A 25,757-nucleotide genomic window follows, 5' to 3' on the forward strand; every position below is an offset into this window, starting at 1 on the left:
GGTCCCGACGATGAACGAGTCATGGCACGCCGCAGGTCCGGCCGTCGCCGCCCGAGCGGTGACGAAGACCTACGGCAACGGGGTGCGCGCGGTCCGCGGGGTGGACCTGACGGTCCCACCCGGTGAGATCCGGGCGGTGGTCGGTGAGAACGGCGCGGGCAAGTCCACGCTGATGAAGATGTTCTACGGCCTGGAGCAGCCCTCGTCCGGCGAGATCCTGATCGGCGGACGGCCGCGCACCCTGCGCGGCCCGGCCTCGGCGATCGCGCTCGGCGTGGGCATGGTGCACCAGAACCTCATGCTGGTGCCCTCCTTCACCGTCGCCCAGAACGTCGTCCTCGGCGTCGAGCCCGGCCGCCGCGGCCTGGTCGACGCGAGGGCGGCGGTCGACACCACCGCCCGGCTCGCCGAGGAGGCCGGACTCGCCGTCGACCCCAAGGCGCGCATCGACGAGGTGTCCGTCGGGATGCGTCAGCGCACCGAGATCCTCAAGGCGCTGCACCGCCGGGCGAAGGTGCTGATCCTGGACGAGCCGACCGCCGTACTCACCCCTCAGGAGACCGAGGACCTGTTCGCCGCCGTACGACGGCTGCGCGACGGCGGGATGACGGTGCTGTTCATCTCGCACAAGCTGCGCGAGGTACGGGAGATCAGCGACCAGGTCAGCGTGATGCGCGCCGGCTCCCTGGTGGGCACCGTCCCCACCGCCGACGCCACCGAGCGCTCCCTGGCCGCGATGATGGCCGCGACCTGTCCCTGGACGTCGAACGGGTCCCGGCCCGCCGGGGCGACGTCACCCTCCGTGTACGGAGGCTGGGATACGCGGCGCCCACGGGCCAGTCGCTGCGCCGCCTCTCCTTCGACGTCGCAGCCGGGGAGATCGTCGGCGTGGCCGGCATCGAGGGCAATGGACAGAGCGAACTCGCCGAGATCCTGGCGGGGTTGCGCAGCCCCACCTCCGGCACGATCCACGTCGGCGGCACCGTCACCGCGGGCCTCGGCGTCGTCGGTCACCGCAGGGCCGGAGTGGGATACGTCCCGGAGGACCGGTTGCGCAACGGCGCCGCCCTGGACGAGTCGATCGCCGACAACCTCGTCGTCGACCGCCATGACCGCCCGCCCCTCGCCCGACGCGGCGTCCTGCGCCCGAAGGCGGTGCGCGCCCACGCCGAGCAGCTCATCGACCAGTACGCGATCCGCACCCCCGACCCGTCCGTCCCCATGCGCGCACTGTCCGGCGGCAACATGCAGAAGGTGATCGTCGCCCGCGAACTCTCCGCCGGACCCCGGCTGTTGATCGCCTCCCAGGTCACCCGCGGGGTCGACGTCGGCGCCATGCGCTTCATGTACGAGCGTCTCGTCGCCGCGCGGGACAACGGCGCCGCCGTCCTGCTGATCTCCGCCGACCTGACCGAACTGCTCGCGCTCTCGGACCGGTTGCTGGTCCTCAAGGACGGCCTGCTCGTCGGTAGGTTCGACGACACGACCGGCCTGACCGAGAAGCACGTCGGCCTCTACATGCTCGGTGTCGAACACCACGACGACGAGCACCTGACGGCGGGTCTCGCCGCCGGTGAGGAGCCCACCCCATGACCAGCACCCTCGTCGAGACCGAGGACCGCCGGGAGTACCGGGCGACCCGGCGCCGCGGCCTGGCCGTCGACCTCAGCATGACCCTGGCCACCGTCCTCGCCGCCCTCGCCGTCGGCTTCCTCGTCATCCTCGCCACCGGCAAGGATCCGGTCGCGGCGTACGAGGCCCTGCTCACCGGGCCGCTGGAGCGCTCCTTCCGGGTCGGCCGCTGGCTGGAGGACGCCACCACGCTCACCCTGCTCGGCCTGTCGGTCGCCATCCCCTTCCGTGCCCGCCAGATCAGCCTGGGCGCCGAGAGCCAGCTGTACGCCGGTGCCTTGGCGGCCGCCGTCGTCGCGATCTTCCTCCCGTTGCCGCCGGTCGCCGCCGTGATCGTCCCGCTCGTCGCCGCGGCGGCAGCGGGTGCGGGCATGGGCTTCGTGCCAGGATCCATGAAGGCGCGCCTCGGCGCCAACGAGATCGTGGCGACACTGATGCTCAACGCCATCGTCGTGCGCGTCTACGACTACCTGGTCAACGGTCCGCTGAAGGAGCCCGGCAGCAGCGCCGTATACTCCGAGCGCGTCCAGCCGGACTCCGTACTCACCCCGCTGACCGACTGGTTCGGCATCCCGCTCGGCCGGTCCAACGTCGGCCTCGTCCTGATGCTGCTCACCGCCGCCGCGCTGTGGCTGCTCATCACCCGCACCCCGCTCGGCTACCGCATCCGGATGACCGGAGCCAACTCCGACTTCGCCGAGTACGGCGGCATCCGGGTGCCCCGCGCCATCGAGTGGAGCTTCGTCATCGGTGGCGCCGTCGCGGGCCTCGCCGGAGCCCATCTCGTCCAGGGCGTCTACGGCCGCCTCGAACCCGGCCTCGCCGGAAGCCTCGCCTTCGAGGGGATCGTGGTGGCCCTGCTCGCCCGGAACAACCCGCTGGTCGTCGTGATCGCCGGCCTCTTCTACTCCTACCTGCGCGCCGGGGGAGACATCATGGAACAGCAGACCGACGTCGGCACCGAGATCGTCGTCGTCATCCAGGCGGTCATCGTGCTCCTGGTCACCGCACAGGCCCTGCCGGACCTGCTCAAACGCCGGATCGCCCGGAAGCAGGCGGCACACAAGCAGGTGGGCGCCCGATGAGTTCCGGCTTCGACGTCGTCCTGAGCAGTGCCTTCCTGGCAGCCGCGCTGCGGGTCTCCACGCCGTACCTGCTCGCCGCCTTCGGCGGACTGGTCGCCGAACGCGCCGGCATCAGCAACATCGCCCTGGAGGGCCAGATGCTGGCCGCCGCCTGCACGGGCGCGCTCGTCGCAGGCTACAGCGGCTCCGTGGCCCTGGGAGCCCTGAGCGGGATCACCGTGGCCACACTCCTCGGCCTGCTGCTCGCCGCGCTGCGCCTGGAACTCGGAGCCGACGCGATCATCGCGGGCATCGGCCTCAACCTCCTCGCCTCCGGCGCCACCGCCTACGCCGTCTACACCCTCCTGGGCGACAAGGGCGGCACCTCCGGCCTTGACAGCGGCACCCTGCCGACCGTCCCCCTACCCGGCATCGAGAGCATCCCGGTACTCGGGGACGTGCTCAGCGGGCAGAACCTGATCACCTGGCTGGCCTTCCTGACCGCTCCGTTCGTCGCCTGGCTGTTCTACCGCACGACCTTCGGCTTTCACCTGCGCGCGGTCGGGGAGATGCCGGACGCCGCCGCGTCCGTCGGTATCCCGGTACGGCGCGTCCAGTACGCCGGCCTCGCCCTCAGCGGCGCGCTCGCCGGACTCGCCGGGGTCTTCCTCAGCATGGGCTACGTCTCCTTCTTCGTACGGGACATGACGGCCGGCCGCGGCTTCATCGCCCTGGCGGCGGTATTCCTCGGCGGCCTGCGCCCCTGGGGCGTCTTCCTCGCCGCCCTCGGCTTCGGCGCGGCGGAGGCCCTGGCCGTACAGCTCGGCACGCTCGACGTGCCGCCCCAGCTGGTATCGACGATCCCGTACGCCATGACGCTCGTCGCACTCGCGCTGTACGCATGGCGCCGCAAACGCCGGGGCGTGGGGCAGGTGGCTCCGGCGTCGCTCTGACTGGACTCGTTCAGATACTCGGCTCCGAGCTGGAGCGCCGCATCTGGGCACCGCTTCATGACAGTGAGCCACCGGCGCGCCGCCCTGAGGTGGCGCGCCGGTGGCTCACTGATCGCTTCGTTCCTCGCGGAGCCCGATCGGTGCGTCCGGCCGAGGGGCTACTCCTTGTAGAAGGTGGCGTCCTGTCGGCCGAGGGTGGTGGTCACCGGCTGGGTGTAGAGCAGGTGGTTGTAGTGGCGGATGTACCGGCCGGGGAAGTTGTACGACTCGTACGACACGGCCGCGGGATCGGCGAGACCGGCCCGCTCGTGGAACGAGGCGTCGTTGTCGAACAGGGTGGTGCCGTCGTCCTTCTCCACCCACACCTCGTTGTTCTTGTGGCGCAGGTAGTAGCCGGGGAAGTTGGCCGATTCGAGGGAGACGGTGCCGTTGCCGGCCAGGCCGGGGACGACACGGAACTGCGAGTCGGCGAGTTCGGTGACGTTGGCCTCGGTCTTGGCCCGGAACTCCCAGTGCCGGATGAACCTGTCCGGGTAGTTGTACGAGGAGAAGCGGACGGGGGTGACGCCGTCGGCGACGGGGATGCCGAAGTTGGGTGTGCCGTCGGCGTTCCAGTAGATCTTCTGGTAGCGGGTGCGGCGGTTGGGGTCCTTGAGCGCGTCGCCGACGATGTCCTTGTAGTCGCGGTCGTGGTAGACGAGGATGTCCGACTTTCCGTCCTCGGAGACCGTGAAGGAGTTGTGGCCGGGCCCGTACTGGCTGGTCTTGTCGTTGCTCTTGAAGACCGGCGTGGGGGTCTTGCTCCAGGAGGCCGGGTTCAGCAGGTCGGCGGTGGCGTCGGCGGTGAGCAGGCCGAGGCAGTAGTTGGCGTTGGTGGCGCTGGCCGAGTAGGTCATGAAGACCTTGCCGTTCTTCTCGAGGACGGCCGGGCCCTCGTTGACAGTGGCGTTGGCCTTCTCCCAGGCGTACTCGGGCTTGGAGATCATCACCGGGCTGCCGCTGATGGTCCAGGGGTTGGCCATCTTCGCCAAGTACAGGTTCGTGCCGCGGCCGAGTGCCGGGTCTTCCTGGGCCCAGCTGAGGTAGCGGGTGCCGTTGTGGGTGAAGGTGGTGGCGTCCAGCGAGAAGGTGTCCATGGGCAGGCTGATCCTGCCCTTCTCGGTCCAGGTGCCGGTGAGCGGGTTGGCGGCGCTGGTCTCCAGGACGTACGGGCGGATCCTCCAGATGTCGTTGGACCAGCCGGCCGTGAAGTAGATGTACCACTTGCCGTCGATGAAGTGGATCTCCGGGGCCCAGATGTGGGCGCCCATCTCACCGCTGGCGTGCTTGGTCCAGATCGTGGTCTCCGGGGCCGTGGCAAGGCCCTGGAGGGTGGTGGCCCGGCGCATCACGATCTTGTCGTAGGCGGGGACGGTGGCGGTGAAGTAGTAGAAGCCGTCGGTGTGCTTGAAGATGTGCGGGTCGGCGCGTTGGAGCGCGATCGGGTTGGTGAACGTCACGGCGGGCGACGCGGGCGCGGCGGCCTGGGCGGGGTTGGACACGGTGGTGAGCACGGCGAGCGCGGCCGCCGCGGCCACCAGAACCCGTCTGGCGAGGTGTCTCATGTTTGTGTTGCGGCCCTTCGGGATCAGGCGGTCGTGGGGACGAGCCGCCACTGCTGGCAGTTGGTGCTGAGCCAGCTCCACCGGCGTACGTCGGTGCCGGTGGCGTGCCGCGGTCGGCGACGCCCAGTACCTTGCCGGTGGAGGCGTTGACGAGATGCGGGCGTAGTCGCCGCCGAGGTGGACCACGTTGCATCCCGTTCGACAATACGAACAATGTGCGGAACTGCGGACGAAACGTAAAGGCGACCCAAGGACCCCGTCAATGGGGCGAACGAAACCGATATCCCGAACGCCGCCGACCACCCGCTACTGAGTCCAAACAACCCCGTGACGATGTCGCCGTTCACTGGCGGATCCGCCCCTTTCGACGGCTGACCGCAGCCCCCCGCTGTCACCCTGCGTTCCCAACCGGCCCCCGTGCTGGGCCTGCAGACGGCGAGGTGAGACCGAGTCGCGCGGCGACCGCGGGAGTGGGGTCGCGGGGTGTGCTGCACTCCAAGTCGCCGTCCAGCGCTCGCACACTCGGGGCCTGGCTTCCGACGCCGACGACGGCGACCGGTTCGCGCCCCGCTATGACGGCGGTGTCGCAGGCGGTCCTTGACACGCGCATCCACCCGCTCCCACACTCCTAAATGAACGTTTAGTAGATGCGTGGGAAGGTCAGGTACACCCATGTCCCAAGCCCAGAACTCACCCCGCGTCGACACCGTCGACGAGGTGATCGCCGAGCAGCAGGAAATCTTTCTGAAGCGCCAGCCGCGCAGCGCGGAGCTGGTCGAGGAAGCCAGCCGGTACCTCGCCGGAGGCGCGACGTCGAGCTGGCAGATCGCCAAGCCGCAGGCGGTCTGGATGAGCCACGGCGCCGGGTCGAAGGTGTACGACGTCGACGGCAACGAGTACGTCGACATGCACGGCGGCTACGGCGCGTCGATCGCCGGCCACGCGCACCCGGCCATCGTCGTGGCGGTCTCCGACCGGGTCCGCCGAGGCACCCACTTCGCCCAGCCGACCGAGGACGCCATCTGGGTCGGCCGGGAACTGTCGCGCCGCTTCGGCCTCCCGCTGTGGCGCTTCGGTAACTCCGGCACCGAGTCCACCATGGACGCGATCCATCTGATGCGCGCCGTGACCGGCCGGGACATGTACCTGAAGCTCGAAGGCGGATACCACGGCCACCACGACTCGGTGCAGGTCTCGGTGATGCCCGCCGCCGAACAGATCGGCAGCCGTGAGCGCCCGAACCGCGTGACCGCCAACGGCGGCATCCCGCAGGCGATCACCGATCTGGCCGTGATCGTCCCCTTCAACGACCTGTCCGCGGTCGAGCGGGCACTCGACGAGCACCGCGGCCGGATCGCCGGCATGATCCTTGAGCCGGTCATGATGAACGCGGGCATCATCCCTCCCGACCCGGGCTACCTGGACGGCCTGCGCACCCTGCTCCACCAGCACGGCGCACTGCTGACCTTCGACGAGGTCAAGACCGGATTCACCACCGGACCCGGTGGGGCGACGGCCCGCTACGGCGTCGTACCGGACATCGTGTGCCTGGCCAAGGCCCTGGGCGGCGGCGTCTCGGTCGCCGCGATCGGTGGTACCGCCGAGGTCATGGGCGCGATCGTCGACGGCCGTTACGAGCAGGTCGGCACCTTCAACGGCAACCCCCTGGCCATGGCCGCCGCCCGCGCTACCCTCGCCGAGGTGCTGACCGACGAGACGTACGCCCGCCTCGACCGCCTCTCCGCCTCTCTGCAACAGCAGATGGAGCAGACCGTCGCGGACGCGGGTGTGCAGTGGAACGTCGTCAGTGTCGGCGCGAAGGGGTGCGTCATCTTCAAGCCGGAGCGGGTCCGTGACTTCCGCGACTTCCTCGGCGTCGACGACCGCTACAGCCACGCGCACTGGCTGGTGCAGCACAACGGAGGGGCGTTCCTGCCGCCGTGGGGCAAGGTCGAGCAGTGGCTGCTGTCCGCGCAGCACGACCAGGCGGACATCGATCTGTTCGCGCGGAACTTCCGCACCTTCGTGGCGTCGGTGTCGCGCTGAGCGCTCCGCTGCGCGGTTCGGCGCGCCCCCTTGGGCGCTGTCGAACCCCAGCCGATCTCGCCCGACCCGCCGAGTCCTTCGGTCGCCCACTTCCCGACGAGGAACGGACGGGAGAACCATGAGCAGTGCGCAGCCCACCGCCCGACCCGCAACGCCGCCCCGCACCCAGCCACCGACCGACGCACCCCGCGACGCGCTGCGTACCAGCGGCCTGCGCGCCATCCTCGCGCCACGGTCGGTCGCGCTGGTCGGCGCGTCACGGCGCAACCTCCAACTTGCCGCCAACGTCCGACGGGGCTCGGCCGAGGCCGTAGGCATCCATCCGAACAACTCCGAAGTGGCCGGACTGCCGTGTGTCCCGTCGCTGGCGGCGTTGCCGGCACCACCCGAACTCGCCGTGCTCGCGGTGGGCCCGGCGACCGTCGCGGCGAGTATGCGGGACGCTCTCGCGCTCGGCGTGCGGTCGTTCGTGGTCCCCGGTCTCGGTGTCGAATCCGGAGCCGACGGCCCGGCCGCCGTACGGGAGTTGCACCGGATCGCCGAGGACTTCGCAGCCGCGGTCCTCGGCCCCAACTGCATGGGCTCGGCCAGCCCGGATTCGCCCTCGGCCTGGCTCGGGACCATCCCCGCGTCCTTCCTGCCGGGCTCGGTCGCGATCGTGAGCCAGTCGGGCTCCATAGCCGACGCGTTCCTCGCGCTCGGCCCGCGCTACGGCTTCAGCGGAGTCGTCTCCTGCGGCGCGGAACTCAACCGTGACGCCGCGGACTGGGTCGCCCACTTCGCGGCCGATCCGGCGACCAGGGTGATCGGGCTGTTCCTGGAGACGGTGCGGCGGCCCCATGCCTTCCGCCAGGCCCTGCGCGTCGCGGCCGAGGCGGGCAAGCCCGTGGTGTGCCTGAAGATCGGGCGCAGCGAACAGGCTCGCCGTGCCGCCCTCGCCCACACCGGCGCGATCGTCGGGTCGCACGCGGCCTTCTCCGCCGTGCTGCGCTCCCACGGTGTCCTCCAGGTGGACGACCTGCCGGAGATGATCGAACTCCTCGGTGTGTTCTCGACCGCACGCCGGCCCACCGGAGGAAGGATCGGCGCGGTCACCGAGTCCGGAGCCGAAGCGGCCCTACTGGGTGATCACGCCGAGCGCAACGGGCTGACCTTTCCCGCTCTCCCGGAGTCGATCCAGCGGCGGCTGCGCGCCGACCATCCGCTGCTGCCGACGGACAACCCGCTCGACCCGTGGGCGATCGCCGAACCGGTGGCCGCGTTCTCGGCCGCGATCGAAGCGCTGGCCGACGCCGGTGCGTACGACCTCCTGATCGGGCAGGTCGACCTGTCCCGCCACCGGGGCGAGACCGAGCAGACGTGGTGCGGCGCGGTCGTGCGCGCCCTGGCCGACGCGGGCCGTCGTACGAACACCTTCACCGCGGTGACGACGGTGCATCACACCGACCCTCCCGAAGCCCTCGCACGCTATGCCGCCGAGCATGACGTCTGCCTGCTCAAGGGCATCGGATCAGGTCTGACGGCCATCGCCCGCGCCGCCGCCTGGTCCCCGGGAGCGGGCCTGCCGGACGCGGCGGTGCCACCCCCTCGCACGGCCGGCATCGCCGGCGCACTGGCCGGGCTGCCCGCGGGTCCGCTCTCCGAGTTCGACTCCTCGGCGCTGCTGGAAGGCAACGGCGTCGCCTTCGCCCGGCGCCTCCTCGCCGAGTCGCCCGACGACGCCGTCGAGGCGGCGAGGACGCTCGGGTTCCCGGTGGTCGTCAAGACGGACGGCCCGGCCCACAAGGCACGCGCGGGTGGCGTCATGCTCAACCTCAACGGCCCCGAGGCGGTGTCCGACGCCGCGACGCGACTGGCCGGCCGCGTGCTCGTGGCCGAACAGATCGCCCCGGGCCTTGAGGTGTTCTGCGGCATGGTGCGCGATCCGGTCTGGGGGCCTGTCTACGCCCTGGGCCGTGGCGGCACCGAGGTCGAGAGCACCACACCGGTCACCTTCGTCGGCCCTCTCACCCCCGAGCTGGTGCGGCTCATGGTCAGCCGGGCCGGGCTCGAGACATGGCAGTCGCCGCTGGCCGGAGCGCTGCTGGCCATGGACGCCCTGGCGCGCGGCGCGCCACGCATCGGCGAGATCGACATCAACCCCGTCGTCTGCGCTCCGGACGGCGGGGCCCGAGCGGTCGACGCACTGATCGTGCTCACGGCCGACGCTTCCCCCGACGAGGACTCACCATGACCGACATCAAGTGCCACTACATCAACGGCCGCTGGTGCCCGCCGACGACCACGGACCGGACACCCGTCATCGACCCGGCCACCCACCTCGTCGTGGGTTCGGCGCCCGTCGGCGGCGCCGCCGACGTCGACGCGGCCGTCGCCGCCGCCCGTTCGGCCTTCCCCGGCTGGGCGGCCACACCACGGGCCGAACGGGCCCGGCTGCTCGGCGCGCTGGGCGAGCTCCTCCGCTCACATGCCGGGGAGCTGGCCCGGCTCGTCGAGACGGAGATGGGCGCACCGCAGGCGTTCGCGCTGAGCGAGCATGTCGGCACACCCATCGCCATCATCGACGACTACGTGGCCGGGCTCGCCCACGAACCCGACGAGGAGCGCATCGGGAACTCGCTCGTCGTCCGGGAGCCGATCGGCGTGGTCGCCGCGATCCTGCCCTGGAACTACCCGCTCTACCAGCTCGTCGCCAAAATCGTCCCGGCCCTGGCCGCGGGATGCACGGTCGTGGCCAAGCCGGCCGAGCTGACGCCCCTGGCGACCTTCCGCTTCACCGAACTCCTCGACGAAGCGGGCTTCCCCGCGGGCGTGTTCAACCTGGTCTTCGGCACCGGTCCCGTCGTGGGGGACGCGATGAGCCGTCATCCCGACGTGGACATGGTCTCCTTCACCGGATCGACCCGCGCGGGCGCCCTCGTCGGCCAGGCCGCCGCCGCGACCGTCAAACGGGTCGCACTCGAACTCGGAGGCAAGTCGGCCAGCCTGGTCACGCCCGACGCGGACCTGGAGCAGGCGGTCACCGCGACCGTGCGGTACTGCATGACCAACTCCGGGCAGTGCTGCAACGCCTGGACCCGCCTCATCGTCCCGCGGTCCGCGAGGGACGACGTCGCCCGGATCGCCGCCCGTGTCGCCGCCGAGATCCAGCCCGAGCTGGGCCCGCTGGTGTCTCGCGACCAGTACGACCGCGTGCAGTCCCACATCGCGGCCGGGCTGGACGCCGGAGCGACACTGATCACCGGTGGACTCGGGCATCCCGACGACCGGCCGGACGGCAACTACGCCAAGGTGACCGTCTTCGGCGACGTGACCCCGGAGATGACCATCGCCCAGGAAGAGATCTTCGGCCCGGTGCTGGCGATCCTCTCCTACGACACCCTCGACGAGGCGATCACGCTCGCCAACGACAGCCCCTACGGGCTGCACGGCGGCGTCTGGGCCGCGACCGCGGAAAGCGGCCTGGCGATCGCGCGGCGACTTCGCACCGGACAAGTGGACGTCAACGGCGCCGAGTTCAACATCGCGGCGCCCTTCGGCGGCTACAAGCAGTCCGGGAACGGCCGCGAACTCGGTCGCTACGGCCTTGAGGAGTTCCTGGAGACCAAGGCCATCCAACTCCTCTGACCCGCCCCGGCATTTCCTTCGGAGAGGCAGCACATGAGCACCACAGACGCCGACCGGCGTTCCGTATCCACTCCCGGCCTGTCATCGGTCGACATCGGCAGCCTTCCCCCCTTGGGCCAGGTGCCGACGCACATGCACGCGCAGGTCGTACGACCCGACCGCTACGGTGACCCGGCCCAGGCGTTCCGGCCCGAACTCGTACCCACCCCGGCCATCGGACCGGACGAGGTACTCGTCGCCGTCATGGCCGCCGGCGTCAACTACAACAACGTCTGGGCCGCCCGCGGTTACCCCGTCGACCAGATCGGCACCCGACAGAAGCGCGGCGAGACGGAGGACTTCCACGTCGGGGGTTCCGACGCCTCCGGCATCGTCTACGCCGTCGGCGACCAGGTCACCGGCATCACCGTCGGCGACCACGTGGTCATCCACCCGGGATGGTGGGACGCGGACGACCCCTGGATCACCGAGGGCCGCGACCAGATGATCGCGCCCAGCGCCCGGATCTGGGGCTACGACACGAACTACGGGTCGTTCGGCCAGTTCGCCCGCGTCCAGGCCCACCAGGTGCTCCCGAAGGCCGACCACCTGACCTGGGAACAGGCCGCCGCACCCACACTCGTGGGCACCACCGCCTACCGCATGCTGCACGGCTGGGCCGGCAACACCGTCCAGGAGGGCGACGTCGTGCTCGTCTGGGGCGGCTCGGGCGGTCTGGGAACCCAGGCGTCGCAGCTCGCCCGGCTCGCCGGGGCCACGCCGGTGGCCGTTGTCTCGGACGAGGAACGCGGCAAGTACAGCGAACGCCACGGCGCCGTCGGCTGGATCGACCGCAGGGACTTCACCCACTGGGGCATCCCGCCCCTCGTCGACGACACGGCCGGTCAGAAGGAGTGGACCGCCGAGGCACGACGTTTCGGCAAGCGGCTCTGGGACATCGTCGGTGAGCGAAAGGATCCCGCGATCGTCTTCGAGCATCCCGGCGCGGCCACCATCCCCACCAGCGTCCTCGTCTGCCGGCCGGGCGGCATGGTCGTCATCTGCGCGGGAACCACCGGATACGACGCCGTCGTCGACCTGCGCTACCACTGGACGAGGCAGAAGCGTCTGCAGGGCTCACACGGCACCAACGACGCCCAGGCCGTCGCCTACAACGACCTCGTCCGTGACGGGAAGATCGATCCCTGCCTCGGACGTACCATCGCCTTCACCGAACTCCCCGCGGCGCACGCGGCGATGGGGCGTGGGGAGGATGTCTTCGGCAATGTCGTCGCCCTCGTCGGTGCCCCGGGGCCCGGTACGGGCGCGTCCTGACGGGAGCGGGAGCACCGCACGTGACTCACCGTCCGAGTGCGGCCTTCGCATAGGACAGGGCCAGCTCGCACGCGAACTTGGGTGTCATGCTCGGGTCGTCGAGGGCGACTTGGATGGTGAGCCCGTCGATGAAGGCGCCGAACCCCACGGAAAAGCGCTCGACGTCTTCCGGTTCGAGCGGAAGCTCACGGACGATGTCGGCGATCATGGCCCGCCACCGTTCGTCCTGTGCCGCACGGGTTGCCGCCACCTCTTCATGGCGCGTCGCCTGCGACCAGGTGTCGAGCCACAGAGCCCAGAGCTGGGGGTTGTCGTGCTCCGCGGAGAAGACCCACTCGACCAGGCGCCGCAGGCGTTCCTCGGGGGTGGCGCCGTCGGCGACAACCTGCTCGGCGGAGGCGTAGAAGTGTTCCTCCGCGTGCTTGAGAGCCTCCACCAGCAGGCGGTCGAGCGTGCGGAAGTGGTAGATGATGGTGGCACCGCTGACCCCGACCCGGTCGGCGATCTGGGCGATGCGGGTGTCGGCGAAGCCCCGTTCGCTGATGACGTCGGCGGCGGCGCGCAGGATCTGGTTCCGCCGGTCCTCGGTCTCGGACGCGACACGCCGGACACGCCTGCCGTCGTCCTGTTCCGTCGCGAATCTGCCTCGTGGCATTCTCGCCCTCCCGCTGGACGGGCCCGTCGGACCCCCTCACCTGCCAGCCTACCGCCCCCAAGCTTTCGTATGAACGTTTAGTAGGGGCCGTGGACGGGCAGATCGTGCCCCCTCGCTGGGCGGCTGACCAGCCGCTCGCCCGCCCGACACCCGGGTTCGCGGCCGGGGGCTGGGCGAGAACGGCGGCGACGTCAGTCCCACACGCGACACGACCGCTCAGTCCGAGCAGGTGCCTCAGAACGGGAAGTGCGCCTGTTGCGTGGCGATGGTCACCCAACGTGTGTTGGAGAACGCCTCGATCCCCCAACGGCCACCGAAGCGGCCGTATCCGGATGCCTTCGCCCCGCCGAACGGTGCCTGGGGCTCGTCGGCCACCGACTGGTCGTTGATGTGCACGATGCCCGTGTGGATCCGGCGGGCGACGGCGAGCCCATGAGTGGCGTTCTCGGTGATGATGCCGCACGTCAGACCATGCGCGGTGTCATTGGCGAGGGCCACCGCCGTGTCGTCGTCGGTGAACGTCTCGACCACGCAGACGGGGCCGAAGGCCTCGGCGTGGTAGAGATCCGCCTCCTTCGGTACGCCGGTGAGAACGGTCGCCGGGTGTACCGCGCCCTCCGCCTCGCCGCCACCGACGAGAACCTTCGCGCCCTTGGCCACGGCGTCCGCCACCAGCCCGGCCACCCGTCGCGCGGCCTGCGCGCTCACCAGCGGGCCCACCACTGTGTGGGGATGCCCGGGATCGCCGGCCTGGAGCGAGGCCGCCTTGGCGGTGAACTTCTGGATGAACTCCTCGGCCAGGGACTCGTGGACGAGGATCCGGTCACCGGACATGCAGATCTGCCCGGCGTTCATGAACACACTGAAGGTCACGGCGTCGACGGCGTAGTCCACGTCGGCGTCATCGAGGACGAGAACGGCGTTCTTGCCGCCCAACTCCAATACCGCTGGCTTCAGATGACGGGCCGCCAGCTCGCCGATGATGCGGCCCACACCCGTGGAGCCGGTGAAGTTCACCGCCCGTACCCGCTCGTCGGCGATCAAGGTCTGGGCGACCTCGGCGGCGTCCTCACGGGCGTTCGTGATCACGTTCAGCATCCCGTCCGGCAGCCCGGCCTCCCGCAGTACATCGGCGACCAGCAGTCCGCAGGCGATCGGCGCGTCCTCGCTGGCCTTGACGACGACCGTGTTACCGGCGGCCAAGGGCGCCGCCACGGCCCTCACGCCGAGGATGACCGGCGCGTTCCACGGCGCGAACGCGGCGACCACGCCCAGCGGTTCACGCACGGCCAGACCCAGCGCGCCCGGTTCCTGGGCGTTGAGCACCTCACCGCGCGGCGCGGTGACGGCCGCGGCGGCCTCGCGCAGGATGTTCGCTGCCAGAGCCACGTTGAAGTACGCCCAGGGCCGGGTACCGCCCGCCTCCTGCGCCATCAGGTCAGCGACCTGGTCACTCCGCCCCTCCAGCAGGTCGGCCGCCTTGAGGAAGATCGCGCGTCGGGCGAACGGGGTCGTCGACGCCCATTCCTCGAAAGCCGCGTGGGCCGCGTCCACGGCGCGCACGACGTCGTCGTGTCCCGCGGCGGCCACGGTGGCGTACACCTCCCCGGTGAAGGGGTTGATGTCGTCGGTGGTCCGTCCGGAGGCTGCGGGTACGTCTCTGCCGGCGATGAACAAGTCGCGGGTGATGGCCATGGGGGTGATCTCCTTGCTACGTAACGTCGTCGGTACGCGATGAGCCGTGTCAGGAAAGCCGGGTCGCGCAGTGGGCGGTGAGTTCGGAGGCTGCTGCCTCGACGTTGGCCGCGGCCCGGCTCATGCCGGCCAGTTCCTCCGGCGGGAGGTCCCAGGCCACGATGCGGCGCACGCCTTCGGGTCGCAGTTCGACGGGCACGGTGAGACTGGCGCCGTGGACGCCGTACTCGCCGTCCAGCACGACCGACGCGGGGACGACGGTCCCGGACCCGGTGCTCAGCGCCTCGATGAGGCGGGCGGTGCCCAGGCCGGTGGTCCAGGTGGAGGTGCGGCCGGAGTCGAGGGCGACGTGCTTGGTGTACCAGGTGTCCACATACTCCTCGGCCGCTGTGCGCTGCGCCTCGGTGAGGACGACGGGCTCGCCGCCGACCGTGATGCGGCTGTACAGCGGGACCTGGCCCTCGCCGTGTTCGCCCAGCATCCAGGCGCCGACGTCCCTCACCGGGACGCCGAGCGCGAAGGCGACGCCGGTGCGCAGCCGGAGGCTGTCGTTGAGGGTGTAGCCGATGAGCCGCTCGCGGGGCAGCCAGCCCTGCCGGTGCACCCATGTCAGCAGCGGGTCGACCGGGTTCGTGAGCATGAGGACCACACCGCCGAAGTCCGCTCCGGCTTCCCGCACCGGGCGCAGGCACTCCTCCACGATCCGCGCGTTGTCGGCGAGGAAGACCGAGCGTGAGGAGTTCAGCCGCAGCGGGACGGCGGCGCTGAGGACGACCACGTCCGCGTCGAGGGCGTCCTCGGGGGCGCCGCCGCGCACGGTGTCGGCGGTGGTGCCGAGGCCGAGGGCGTTCTCCAGGTCCATGGTGTGGCTGGTGATCATGTTCGGCCGGGTGTCGACGAGCACGATCTCGTAGGTCCCCTGCGCGGAGAGCAGGTTGAACGCGGCGGAGGAGCCGATGCCGCCGGCGCCTCCGATGATGACGACCTTCACGTGTCTGTGCCTTCTGTTCGGCGGGTCAGGAAGAGGCTGGTCAGGAGGAGTAGTGGGCGTCGGCCTCGACGGCGACCTCGAGCACGAGCGGCTCACGCCGGTCCGCCAGTGTGGGCAGGACCTTGTCCAGGACGGACAGCAACGCGGTGTGGTCCTCGACCCGTTCGGCCGGGCAGCCCAGGCCCTTGGCCAGGGTCGACACACTCAGCTCGGTGAAGGCGGGCCAGGCCGGGGCGGCGGAGCCCTCGCGCTCGGAGAGGCGGTCCATGATCGCGTAGCGGCCGTTGGCGAGGACGACGAACAGGACGCCGACGCCGTAGTGGGCGGCGCTCCACAGGGCCTGGATCGAGTAGAGGGAGGAGCCGTCGCCGAGCACGGCCACGACCGGCCGGTCCGGGGCGCCATGGCGGACACCGATCGCCGCCGGCATGGCGAAGCCCAGTCCGCCCATGGCCGCGCTGAGGAAGCCGAGCGGTGCGCGGGCGGGCAGCAGCCGGTGCAGGTCCGGGCGGCTGGAGGGGGTCTCCTCGACCACCACGGCCTTCGGATCGAGCCGCTCGGCGAGAGCGGCCAGTACGTGGGCGGCGCGCAGCGGTTCACCGGGTACGGGCGGCTGGGGTGCCGTCGGCCGGTTCGGCGACGAGGAACGCGGGACGGCGGGCACCAGCGGGGCCAACCGGCTTACGGTGTCGGCGGGTTCGGCGAGCAGCACCAGCTCCGCCGGGCTGCGGTGGGCCTCGTCCGGGTCGTCCGTGATGACGGCGACCCGGGTGCCCGGCTCGGTGAAGTCACCAGGGGCGTAGGGGTATTGGCGGAACGCGGCGGCTCCGACCGTGAGGACCGTGTCGTACGGCGCGAGCACCTCGCGCAGCCCGGAGCGCACCGCCGGCAGATGGCCGGCGAAGAGACGGTGGTCCTGGGGGAAGCCCGCGCGGGCACCGAACGGCTCCTGGTACACCGGGCAGTCCAGCCGCTCGGCCAGCGCGACCAGTGCCTGCCAGCCGTCCGACGTGTCGTTGCCGGCGCCCGCCACCAGGCAGGGCGAATCGGCCTCCGCCAGGAGCGCGGCGAGGGCGGCGAGGGCGTCGTCGGAGGCCGTACGACCGCCTCGGACCGCGGCCGGTCCGTGCGGTACGGCCTGCGCGACGTCCTCGTCGGCCTCGGCGAACCAGTCGTCCATCGGGACCACCACCACCGCCGGGCCACGGCCTTCCCGGGCCTCGTGCCAGGCTCGGGCCACGGCACCGGGCACGTCCTGGGGACGGGCCGGGGTGTGCTGCCACACCGGGTACTCCCCAGCCAGTCCGTCCAGCCGACCGGCCAGGAACGGCTCGTGGGCCAGATGCCGGCGGTCCTGCTGGCCCACGATCACCACCAGGGGCGCGCGGTTCGCACGGGCGGTGGCCAGGGCGCTGACGGCGTTGCCGTATCCGGCGGTGGTGTGCAGCAGCACGAGCGCCGGACGACCGGTGGCCAGGGCACTGCCGGAGGCCATCCCGACGACCGAGCCCTCGTGCAGGCCGAGGACGAAGGAGATGTCGGCCGGCAGGTCGGCGAGGAAACCGACCTCGGTGGAGCCCGGATTGCTGAAGAGCGTCGTCAGGTCGTACGTGCGCAGGACGTCGAAGGTCTGTTCCTTGACGGTCCTGGAGTGGGCGGCCGTGGTCATCTCGGGTCCCCTTTCTGGCAGGACTGGACGCTAAGCCGTTCAATACCGGGGGACCACCGGCACGTTCACTATGCGAAACGTGTCGCTCAAGGAACGGCGGACGAGTCAGTCGACCCCGGGCAGGACCGCTCCGGTGGACAACTCTCCGCGCAGCCGCCCGGTGATGAGGCGGGCGGTGTCGAGGACCGCCTCGATCTGTGGCGGGCCCGGGAGTTCGACGGTGAAGGCGATCGACACGGCGGCGACGGCGTGGCCCGGCGCCGACACGACCGGCGCCGAGACCGTCCCGAGACCGGGCACGACCTCGTTGCGTGTGGCGGCGTAGCCGCAGACCCGGGCCCGGCTGACCTCCGGTCGCTCACCGAGCAGTTGCGGCTCGGCGGAGAGCATGGCGATGCCCGGGGAGCCCAGGGTCAGGGGATGCCGGTCGCCGGGGCTGTAGACGGTGCGCGAGCGGGTGCTCTCGACCTCGACGGAGACCAGCGTCACCGCCTCATCGCCGTCCCGTACCACGAAGAAGGAGGTGAGGCCCACGCGCGCCGCCAGCTTGGCGATCTCCGGCTTGGCGATGCGCTGCAGCATGGGCAGGGTGCGCCGGCCCAGTGACTGCGCGCGGGTGCCGATGACGTACCCGTGCGTGGTGTGCGCGACCAGGTGGTGGTCCTGGAGGGTGCGCAGCAGCCGGTAGACGATCGAGCGGTGCAGCCCCATCTGCTGGCTCAGTTCGGCCAGCGTCAGCGGCACGTCCGACAGCGCGATCACCTCCAGCAGCCTGAGCCCTCGGTCCAGGGTCTGGACGGGGGGCCGACCCGGCGGCGGGGGGTCTTCGGCGGGTCCGGTCATGGCTCGGGGATCTCTTCGTCCAGCGCCGGGAACACGCTCTCGGCGGGGATTCCCTCCCGGACCACGGGCCGACGGGATTCGCGACGGTGAACGAGATAGGTGGCGTCGGCGCGCGCGTAGTGCCCTGCCGGGTCGTAGGCGTTCTTCGCGAGGTCGATCTCGTCGAGGTCGATGTCGGCGTACACCAGTGCCTCCTCACCCTCGTCGACGTCCTTGGTGAGCGTACGACCGTCGGGGCCGAAGATCCGGGAGCAGCCGCCGCCGGCCGTGAGCAGGCGGCGCTGCTCGGGGGTGGACGCGAAGACGTCGATGCCGGCCGGGGAGATGACCTGGGTGGCCATCAGGACGAAGGCGCTGCCCTCGATGGCGTACACCTGGGTCGCGGCGATGTTGGCCTCGGCGCTGAGCTGGAAGGCGAGGTCGCGGTAGAGACCGAAACACGGCCAACTGGCCACGTGCACCTGCTCGTTCTGCGCGTACAGGGCGTACTTGCTGAGTGGCTGGACGTGCTCGGCGCAGTTCAGGGCGCCGAGCCGGCCGAGCGCGCTGTCGACGACCTTGAGGTCGCTGCCGTCGCCCTCGCCGAACAGGCTGCGCTCGACATGGGTCGGCTTGAGCTTGCGGCGGTGCAGCAGCACGCTGCCGTCGGCGGCGATCACGGTCTGGGTGATGTAGAGGGAGCCGTGGTCCTTCTCGCTGTATCCGAGCGCGACGGTGATGCCGTGCTGCCGGGCGGCGCGGCGGATCGCGGTCAGGCCGTCGCCGTCGGGGGCGAGCGAGGCGGCGTGGTAGCGGCCGACGAAGGGGACCTGGTCGGCGACCGCGCCCAGCCACAGGAAGTGCGGATAGCCGGGAATCCACACCTCGGGGAAGGCGATGAGCGAGGCACCGTTGCGGGCCGCTTCCGCGATCAGATCGACGGTCTTGGCGACCCCGGCGTCCGCGTCGAGCCAGGCGGGCTCGGCCTGGACGGCCGCGGCCTTGAAGCGGCGAGTGGTCTCTGTCATGTCCGATCGTCTCCTTCTCTTCATGCTCCCGCTTCCAGGAGCTTTTCGACCAGCAGGCCGAGGCCCAGGAGCCGTCGGTCGGTGTTCCAGGGCGCGTCGAGCGCCACACCCACCGGGAGTCCCGGGCCCGCCGACCGGACGGGCACGGTGAGACCGGGAAGAGCGGCGACGCTGCCGGGTCCCGTGTTGCGGATGTACGTGGGGAAGGTCGGACGCAGGACACCGTCGAGCTCTACGCGCTCGGTGTCGGTGTCGATGCGTCCGGCGGGCAGGGGAGTGGTGGGGAAGAGCACGGCGTGAGCCCCGGTCGCGCGGAAGACCTGCCGGTAGCCGTTCACGAGGACACGGTCGCGGACCTCGAGGGCGGCCTTGTACGCCGACTCGGTGACCGTCTGCGGGAACACGACCCGCTCCATCGTCGTGCGTACGTCGGGGTGGGTGATCCGGGCCAGGAGTTCCGCCGGTTCCGTGCCGCCCGTCGCCGTGCTCAGGTACCCGGGGAGCTGCCTGGCGGCCTCGTACAGGGTGATGGGGAATCCGGCCAGTTCCTCGGCCGTCTCGACCTCCGGCAGCCGTACCGGCACGAGCCGGACCCCGGCGGTCCTCAGGACGTCCAGGGAATGCTTCCACACCTCGGCGGTACGCGGGTGCAGCGGCTCGGCGAAGTGGTGTTCGGGAACGGCGAGCACGACCTCGCGCGGGTCGGGTGCCTCGGCCGGGCCCCGGTCTGCGGCGAGGACGGTGTCCAGCAGGACGAGGTCGGCGACGGTCGCGGCCATGGGGCCGATGGTGTCGCGCGTCCGCGACAGCGGCGTCACGCCCCCGCTGGGGTAACGGCCCGTGGTCGGTCGAAGACCGGCGATGCCGGTGAGCGCGGCCGGGACGCGGACCGAGCCGCCGGTGTCGGTGCCCAGCCCGGCCGGGGCCAGACCGGCGGCGACGGCCGTGGCGGTGCCGCCGCTGCTGCCGCCCGCGAAGCGGTCGGGGTCGGCCGGATTACGGGCGGGGCCGTACGGGCCGCCCGCAGTGGTGGCGCCGAGTGCCAGCTCGTGCATGTTGGTCTTGCCGAACACGATCGCGCCGGCCGCCCGCAGTCGGCTGATCGCCTCCGCGTCCCGGTCCGGCACGAATCCGGCGAGCGCCTCGCAGCCCGCGGTGTTGGGGAGCCCGGCGACGTGGATGTTGTCCTTGACGGCGATCGGCAGCCCGTGCAGCGGGCCCCGCTGGGGGCCGCGGTCCGCCGCCGCGGCCTCGGCGAGAGCACGGTCGGCATCGAGGGTGACGAAGGCTCCCAGGTCGCCGGCCCGCTCCGCGCGCGTGAGGAGTGCCTCGGTGAGGGAGACGCTGCTGAGCGTCCCGGCGGCGAGCCGGGAGAGGGCGGTGTGCATGGGCGGACCATAGGGGCCTCGCCACTACCGGTGAACAGGACTGTTTCGCTATGCGAGACCCCCGATACGTGGCCGGCAGGACCCCCGGGGCCCGGTACGCCGGACTGTGATGGAGGTGGACGACTGTATGGGGTCACTTTCCGAGGCTGAGCCGTACCGGCACGCACGTGGGGCACTGGGCTCTCCACGACGGTCGCCTTTCCTGCGGCGGCCCGGGCGATGGCGAAACCGGCGAGCCGGCGTCGGGGGCGCTCGGCTGAGTTCACGCCCGCGGCACCCGACACCCGCAGGGTCGAGCGGATCCGCGCGACGCCCTGACGCGCGCCGGCGCCGACCACGGAAGTCCCACACATCCCGTTATGGGCGAGCCGTATCTCCTTCGCGTCTCTCTGCGTACCGCTGATGTCTCATTGAGGTCACCGACGGCATCGCCGTCTCTCATATCGAATCCGCGCCCTGTCCAGGTGCGGACGGCGGGCCTACGTTCGCGGCCACTTCCTCCACCCGCCGCAGCCTGCGACCTGCGGCTCAAGGTCCTCCGGAGCCCGCCATGGAACACCCCGCGATCCAGCCGTCCCGCCGCAGCGTCCTCAGAGGCCTCGGAGCCACTGCCGTGGCGGCCTCTCCGATCCTGTCCGCCTGTTCCTCCGGCCTCAAGGGCTCGGGCGGTTCGACCGGCGACACCATCAAGATCGGCTACATCAGCCCGCGCACCGGCGCCTTCGCGGCATTCGCCGAGTCCGACGCCTACATCCTCAAGCAGGTGCGTGACTTCTTCGCCAAGGGAATCACCTACGACGGCAAGAAGTACGACGTGAAGATCCTGGACCGCGACACGGGCTCGGACCCGCAGCAGGCGGCCACCATCGCGGACGAGCTGATCTCCCAGCAGCAGGTCGACCTCGTCCTCGTCACCGCGACGCCGGACACGATCCACCCGGTGGCGGCCAAGTGCGAGAGCGAGGGCGTGCCCTGCGTCTCGACCATCGAGCCGTGGCAGGCCTGGTTCTTCGGGCGTGGCGCAACGCCGAAGAAGACCTTCAAGTACACGTTCCACTTCTTCGACGGCATCGAGCACCTGTCCAGGGTCGAGACCGACATGTGGCGGCAGCACGACACGAACAAGAAGGTCGGCGTGCTGTGGCCGAACGACTCCGACGGCAACGCCTTCCGGGACAAGACCACCGGTTACCGCTCGCAGCCCTCGACCAAGGGTTTCACGTTCGTCGACCCGGGTTCCTACGAGCCCGGCACCAAGGACTTCTCGTCGATCATCGCGAACTTCAAGAAGGAGGGCGTCGAGATCCTCGCCGGCGTGCCCTCGCCGCCCGACTTCGCGACGTTCTGGACACAGGCCGCACAGCAGAACTTCAAGCCCAGGGTCGCCACCATCTCCAAGGCCATCCTCTTCGAGTCGACGGTGGCCTCCCTGCCGAACGGTCTCGGCAACGGGCTGTGCACGGCGAGCTGGTGGGTACCGCAGTTCCCGTTCACCTCCACGATCACCGGTCAGACCGCCACCGCGCTCGCCGACGACTACGAGAAGTCCCCGCTGGCGAAGGGCCGAACGTGGAACCAGGGCCTCGGCCCCAACCACGCGCTGTTCGAGGTCGCCAACCACGTTCTGCGCAAGGCGAACCCCAAGGACCGCGAGGCCGTCGCCGCCCAGATCGCGAAGACCAGCCTCGACACCGTCCTCGGCCACCTCTCCTGGACCGGCGGCGGCCCGGCCAACCCGGTCAAGAACGTCGCCACCATCCCCATGGTCGGCACCCAGTGGGTCAAGGGCAGCGGTGGGGCGTACGACCTGAAGGTGATCAGCAACGACCTGCTCCCGCAGGTCAAGACCGACGCCAAGGCGGCGGAACTGTGACCACCCCGCTGCTCGAAGTGGACCACCTTGCCGTGCGGTTCGGTGAGTTGCGGGTCCTGGAGGACGTCGAGCTGGCCGTCCCTCGAGGACAGGCCGTCGGCATCGTCGGCCCCAACGGCGCGGGCAAGTCCACATTGCTCAGCGCGATCTCGGGCGTCGAGCGCGCGACCGCGGGTGCCGTGCGGCTCGCGGGCCGCGACGTCACCCGCACCTCCGCGGCCGACCGATGTCAGCTGGGCGTCGGCCGCTCCTTCCAGATACCGCGCCCCTTCGGCGACCTGACCGTGTTCGAGAACGCCCTGGTCGGCGCCGAGCGCGGAGCCCGGCTGCGCGGCGCTCACGCCCGCGAACAGGCCCTGCGCGCGCTGGAGACAGCAGGGCTGCTCCGCCTCGCCAACAAGCCCGCCGGTTCCCTGCCCCTCCTGGGCCGCAAACGGCTGGAGCTTGCGCGGGCGCTCGCCACGGGCCCCGAACTGCTCCTCCTCGACGAGATCGCGGGTGGCCTCACCGAGGCCGAGGCGGAGGAACTCGTCGCCACCGTGCTGTCCCTGAAGGAGTCCGGCGTGACGATCGTGTGGATCGAGCACGTCGTCAAGGCCCTGGTCCAGGTCGTCGACCGGCTGGTCTGCCTCGCCTACGGCCGCATCCGCATCGACGGCGACCCTCACGAGGTACTGGCCAGCGACGAGGTGGCCGAGGTCTATCTGGGAGGAGCGGCGGCATGAGCGCTCTGCTGAGCGTGGAGAACGTCGACGCCGGATACGGGGACTTCCAGGCCCTGTTCGGTATCGACCTCGAGGTGGACGAGGGCGAGCTGCTCGCCCTCGTCGGCGCCAACGGGGCGGGAAAGTCAACGCTGTTGCGGACCATCGCCGGGGCCCTGAGGCCGTTCGGCGGCACCGTCCGCTTCGCAGGCCAGGACGTCACCGCGGAGCCCGACCTCCGGCGCGCCCGCCAGGGCATCGGTCTGGTCCCTGAGGGCCGTCGGCTCTTCCCCTCCCTCACCGTGGAGGAGAACCTCCAGGTGGGCGCCGCCACCGGCCGCAAGGGCCCCTGGGACCTGGCCAAGGTGTACGAGGCGATACCGCTGGTAGCCGACCGCCGTACCCGCAGGGCGGCCCGGCTCTCCGGCGGTGAACAACAGGCCGTCGCCATCGGCCGCGCCCTGATGGGCAATCCGCGTCTGCTGCTCCTCGACGAGGTGTCCCTGGGGCTGGCCCCGCTCGTGGTGGACCAGCTGTACACGGCGCTGCCGAGCATCCGCGCCGAAGGCACGACAGTGATCCTCGTCGAACAGGACCTCAACCGCACGCTCGCCGTGGCGGACCGTATCGCCTGCGTCCTGGAAGGGCGCATCGTGCTGACCGGGCGGGCCGACGGGATCACCCGCGACCAGGTGACCGCCGCCTACTTCGGCACCGGCGCTCTCCCGGAGGTGACCTCCACATGACCTGGGTCAACGCGATCGTGCAGGGCATGCTGCTGGGCGGCATCTTCGCCATGGCCGCCGCCGGCCTGTCCCTGATCTTCGGCGTGATGCGGATCGCCAACCTCGCCCACGGCGACCTGATGATCCTCGGCGGTTACGTCGCCTCCGTGGCGGCGGCCCACTACGGAGTCCCCGTCCCCCTCACCGTCCTCGTGTCGATGACCGCCGTCGGCGCGCTCGGCTATCTCGTCCAGCGCTCCATGCTGGACCGCGCGATGGGCCTGGGCGAACTCGCCCCGATGCTGGTCACCTTCGGCATCTCCCTCATCATCCCGAATGTGCTGGTCCAGGTGTTCAGCAACGACGCCCAGCCCCTGTCCACGGGCTCCCTCGGGACCGCGAGCATCGACCTGGGCGGCGGCCTGGCGGTCGGCTGGTTCCCGCTGATCACCGTCGCGGCGGCGGTCGCCGTGCTGACCGCCCTCCACCTCTTCCTCCACCGCACCCAGCCGGGCCGTATCGTCCGCGCCACAGCGGACGACCGCACCACGGTCCGCCTGATGGGCGTGGACAACCGCCGCGTCTACGCCTTGACTTCGGTCATCGCCTTCGCCACGGTCGCCCTGGCCGGGTCGCTCTACACCATGCGGCAGGGCGGAGTGACCCCGTACGAGGGTCAGCTCACCGTCCTGTTCGCCTTCGAGACGGTCATCATCGGCGGCCTGGGGTCGCTGTGGGGCACCCTCGCCGGCGGCATGGTCCTGGGCATCGCGCAGTCCGTCGGCGCCCAGATCTCTCCCGACCTGCCCCTGCTCGCGGGGCATCTGGTCTTCCTCCTGATCCTGGTGTTCCGCCCCCAGGGCCTGTTCGGCAGGAGCGTTCTCGCATGACCGTCCAGACAGCCCCCGCCCCGGAGGCGACCGCGCTGCCCGCCGTCCACCGCGGTGGCCGCGCCACGGCCCTCGGCCTGACCGGAACGGCCGTCGTCCTGTTGGCGATGGCCGCCCTGCCGTACCTCGTCGCCTCCGACGTCACCGCCCAACTCGTCAAGCTCTGCTACCTGGTGGCCCTCGCTTCCATGTGGAACCTGCTCACGGGCTACGCGGGCATGATGTCCATGGGCCAGCAGGCCTTCATCGGCCTGGGGGCCTACCTCCTGTTCGTCGTCAACGACCACGGCCTGAACGTCTACATGGGCACGTTGGTGGTCTCCGCGCTGGTGGCCCTGGTCGCCTGGCCGATGTCGTACCTCGCGTTCCGGCTGCGCGGTGGTTACTTCGCCGTGGGCACCTGGGTGATCGCCGAGGTCGTGCGTCTGATCGTGGTGCGCTTCGACTCGCTGGGAGCGGCGAGCGGACGCAGCCTGTCCGATGTCACCGCCGATCCGGTGCTGCGGCGGGCATACACCTACTGGCTGGCACTCGTCGTCATGGCGGCGGCCGTGCTCGGGACGTACGCCGTCCTGCGCAGCCGGCTCGGCCTGGCCCTGCAGGCCATCCGCGACGACGACACCGCGGCGGGTTCCCTCGGTGTGAACGTCACCCGCGGCAAGCGCATCATCTACGTCACCGCGGCGGCGGGCTGTGCGGCGGCAGGCGCGGTGATCTGCGTGAACAGCCTGGGCGTCGCCTCGCCGAACCAGATCTTCGGGGTCCAGTACTCGGCCCTGATGGTTTTCATGGTGGTCATCGGCGGCATCGGCACGGTCGAGGGACCGGTCGTCGGCGCGGTCGCCTACTTCCTGCTCGACAAGTACTTCGCGCAGAGCGGTGTCTGGTATCTGGTCGTGGTCGGCGCGGCGGCCATCGTCGTCTCGTTGTACCTGCCGCGCGGCCTGTGGGGAACACTGGCCCACCGCACGGGCTTCGCGGTCTTCCCGGTGCGCCACACAGTGCGGTTGTAATGCCCCACGCCGGGTTGTAATCCCCCACGCCGAGGAGGACGGCCCGGGCTGGGGGCCACCCCCT

The 25,757-nt window shown here is 70.8% G+C and carries 20 protein-coding genes and 1 pseudogene; 13 read left to right on the top strand and 8 right to left on the bottom strand.

The genetic code is table 11. The features are described 5' to 3' along the window. Positions 1-10 precede the first annotated feature (10 nt). From M8J73_RS08020 to M8J73_RS08035, 4 genes and pseudogenes are all read left to right on the top strand, one after another. Positions 11-481, top strand: a pseudogene (locus M8J73_RS08020) (ATP-binding cassette domain-containing protein); the annotation flags it as partial. A gap of 407 nt (positions 482-888) precedes the next feature. Then, entirely contained in the window at positions 889-1,593 is a 705-nt protein-coding gene (locus tag M8J73_RS08025) for an ATP-binding cassette domain-containing protein (RefSeq protein WP_240501380.1), read from the top strand. Continuing rightward, on the top strand, positions 1,590-2,717 hold the full coding sequence (locus M8J73_RS08030; RefSeq protein WP_055539705.1) for an ABC transporter permease: 1,128 nt from the start codon (positions 1,590-1,592) through the stop codon (positions 2,715-2,717). The genes M8J73_RS08025 and M8J73_RS08030 overlap by 4 nt, the downstream gene beginning before the upstream one ends. After that, the gene (locus M8J73_RS08035) at positions 2,714-3,649 is read left to right on the top strand and encodes an ABC transporter permease (protein ID WP_055539704.1); all 936 of its coding nucleotides are present in this window, start codon (positions 2,714-2,716) and stop codon (positions 3,647-3,649) included. Before M8J73_RS08030 ends, M8J73_RS08035 begins: the two co-directional genes overlap by 4 nt. 158 nt (positions 3,650-3,807) lie before the next feature. Here the strand turns inward: M8J73_RS08035 and M8J73_RS08040 are convergent, their stop codons facing one another. Continuing rightward, positions 3,808-5,253: a family 43 glycosylhydrolase gene (locus M8J73_RS08040; protein WP_107424004.1), complete on the bottom strand. Its 1,446-nt coding sequence runs from the start codon at positions 5,251-5,253 to the stop codon at positions 3,808-3,810. 672 nt (positions 5,254-5,925) lie between these two features. On the opposite strand from M8J73_RS08040, the gene M8J73_RS08045 reads away from it, so the two are divergent. From M8J73_RS08045 to ccrA, 4 genes are all read left to right on the top strand, one after another. Further along, positions 5,926-7,299: an aspartate aminotransferase family protein gene (locus tag M8J73_RS08045; protein WP_055539703.1), complete on the top strand. Its 1,374-nt coding sequence runs from the start codon at positions 5,926-5,928 to the stop codon at positions 7,297-7,299. Between the two features lie 118 nt (positions 7,300-7,417). After that, positions 7,418-9,532, top strand: coding sequence for an acetate--CoA ligase family protein (locus M8J73_RS08050; RefSeq protein WP_249828394.1), 2,115 nt, complete (start codon positions 7,418-7,420; stop codon positions 9,530-9,532). A gap of 5 nt (positions 9,533-9,537) precedes the next feature. Further along, complete coding sequence (locus M8J73_RS08055; protein ID WP_055537325.1) at positions 9,538-10,926, top strand: aldehyde dehydrogenase family protein; 1,389 nt, start codon at positions 9,538-9,540, stop codon at positions 10,924-10,926. A 33-nt stretch (positions 10,927-10,959) separates the two neighbouring features. Continuing rightward, on the top strand, positions 10,960-12,240 hold the full coding sequence (ccrA, locus tag M8J73_RS08060) for a crotonyl-CoA carboxylase/reductase (protein WP_055537312.1): 1,281 nt from the start codon (positions 10,960-10,962) through the stop codon (positions 12,238-12,240). 25 nt (positions 12,241-12,265) lie between these two features. Here the strand turns inward: ccrA and M8J73_RS08065 are convergent, their stop codons facing one another. From M8J73_RS08065 to M8J73_RS08095, 7 genes are all read right to left on the bottom strand, one after another. After that, entirely contained in the window at positions 12,266-12,895 is a 630-nt protein-coding gene (locus M8J73_RS08065; protein ID WP_055537313.1) for a TetR/AcrR family transcriptional regulator, read from the bottom strand. A gap of 234 nt (positions 12,896-13,129) precedes the next feature. Next, a complete protein-coding gene (locus M8J73_RS08070; protein ID WP_055537314.1) occupies positions 13,130-14,590 on the bottom strand; it encodes an aldehyde dehydrogenase family protein in 1,461 nt (486 codons plus the stop codon). A gap of 49 nt (positions 14,591-14,639) precedes the next feature. Next, positions 14,640-15,581 (bottom strand): malate dehydrogenase, encoded by a 942-nt coding sequence (locus tag M8J73_RS45215; RefSeq protein WP_055537315.1) that lies wholly within the window; start codon positions 15,579-15,581, stop codon positions 14,640-14,642. A gap of 40 nt (positions 15,582-15,621) precedes the next feature. Beyond that, positions 15,622-17,250 (bottom strand): thiamine pyrophosphate-dependent enzyme, encoded by a 1,629-nt coding sequence (locus M8J73_RS08080; RefSeq protein WP_055537316.1) that lies wholly within the window; start codon positions 17,248-17,250, stop codon positions 15,622-15,624. A gap of 105 nt (positions 17,251-17,355) precedes the next feature. Further along, the gene (locus M8J73_RS08085) at positions 17,356-18,093 is read right to left on the bottom strand and encodes an IclR family transcriptional regulator (RefSeq protein WP_055537317.1); all 738 of its coding nucleotides are present in this window, start codon (positions 18,091-18,093) and stop codon (positions 17,356-17,358) included. Continuing rightward, a complete protein-coding gene (locus M8J73_RS08090; RefSeq protein WP_055537318.1) occupies positions 18,090-19,100 on the bottom strand; it encodes a carbon-nitrogen hydrolase family protein in 1,011 nt (336 codons plus the stop codon). Before M8J73_RS08090 ends, M8J73_RS08085 begins: the two co-directional genes overlap by 4 nt. A gap of 20 nt (positions 19,101-19,120) precedes the next feature. Beyond that, positions 19,121-20,488 carry an amidase family protein gene (locus M8J73_RS08095; protein WP_063799159.1) on the bottom strand — a complete coding sequence of 456 codons (1,368 nt, stop codon included), beginning with the start codon at positions 20,486-20,488 and terminating at the stop codon, positions 19,121-19,123. Between the two features lie 550 nt (positions 20,489-21,038). Here M8J73_RS08095 and M8J73_RS08100 point away from each other — a divergent pair. Genes M8J73_RS08100 through M8J73_RS08120 form a run of 5 tightly spaced genes read left to right on the top strand, consistent with a single transcriptional unit; the run spans position 21,039 to position 25,693 of the window. After that, positions 21,039-22,361, top strand: coding sequence for an ABC transporter substrate-binding protein (locus M8J73_RS08100; RefSeq protein WP_055537319.1), 1,323 nt, complete (start codon positions 21,039-21,041; stop codon positions 22,359-22,361). Then, positions 22,358-23,086 (top strand): ABC transporter ATP-binding protein, encoded by a 729-nt coding sequence (locus M8J73_RS08105; RefSeq protein ID WP_055537320.1) that lies wholly within the window; start codon positions 22,358-22,360, stop codon positions 23,084-23,086. Before M8J73_RS08100 ends, M8J73_RS08105 begins: the two co-directional genes overlap by 4 nt. Then, entirely contained in the window at positions 23,083-23,811 is a 729-nt protein-coding gene (locus tag M8J73_RS08110; protein ID WP_055537321.1) for an ABC transporter ATP-binding protein, read from the top strand. The genes M8J73_RS08105 and M8J73_RS08110 overlap by 4 nt, the downstream gene beginning before the upstream one ends. Beyond that, complete coding sequence (locus tag M8J73_RS08115) at positions 23,808-24,680, top strand: branched-chain amino acid ABC transporter permease (protein ID WP_055537322.1); 873 nt, start codon at positions 23,808-23,810, stop codon at positions 24,678-24,680. The genes M8J73_RS08110 and M8J73_RS08115 overlap by 4 nt, the downstream gene beginning before the upstream one ends. After that, positions 24,677-25,693, top strand: a complete 1,017-nt coding sequence (locus M8J73_RS08120; protein ID WP_055537323.1) for a branched-chain amino acid ABC transporter permease — start codon at positions 24,677-24,679, stop codon at positions 25,691-25,693. The genes M8J73_RS08115 and M8J73_RS08120 overlap by 4 nt, the downstream gene beginning before the upstream one ends. The last annotated feature ends 64 nt before the right edge of the window (positions 25,694-25,757 follow it).

The organism is Streptomyces neyagawaensis, assembly GCF_023516595.1.
Lineage (GTDB): Bacteria > Actinomycetota > Actinomycetes > Streptomycetales > Streptomycetaceae > Streptomyces > Streptomyces neyagawaensis.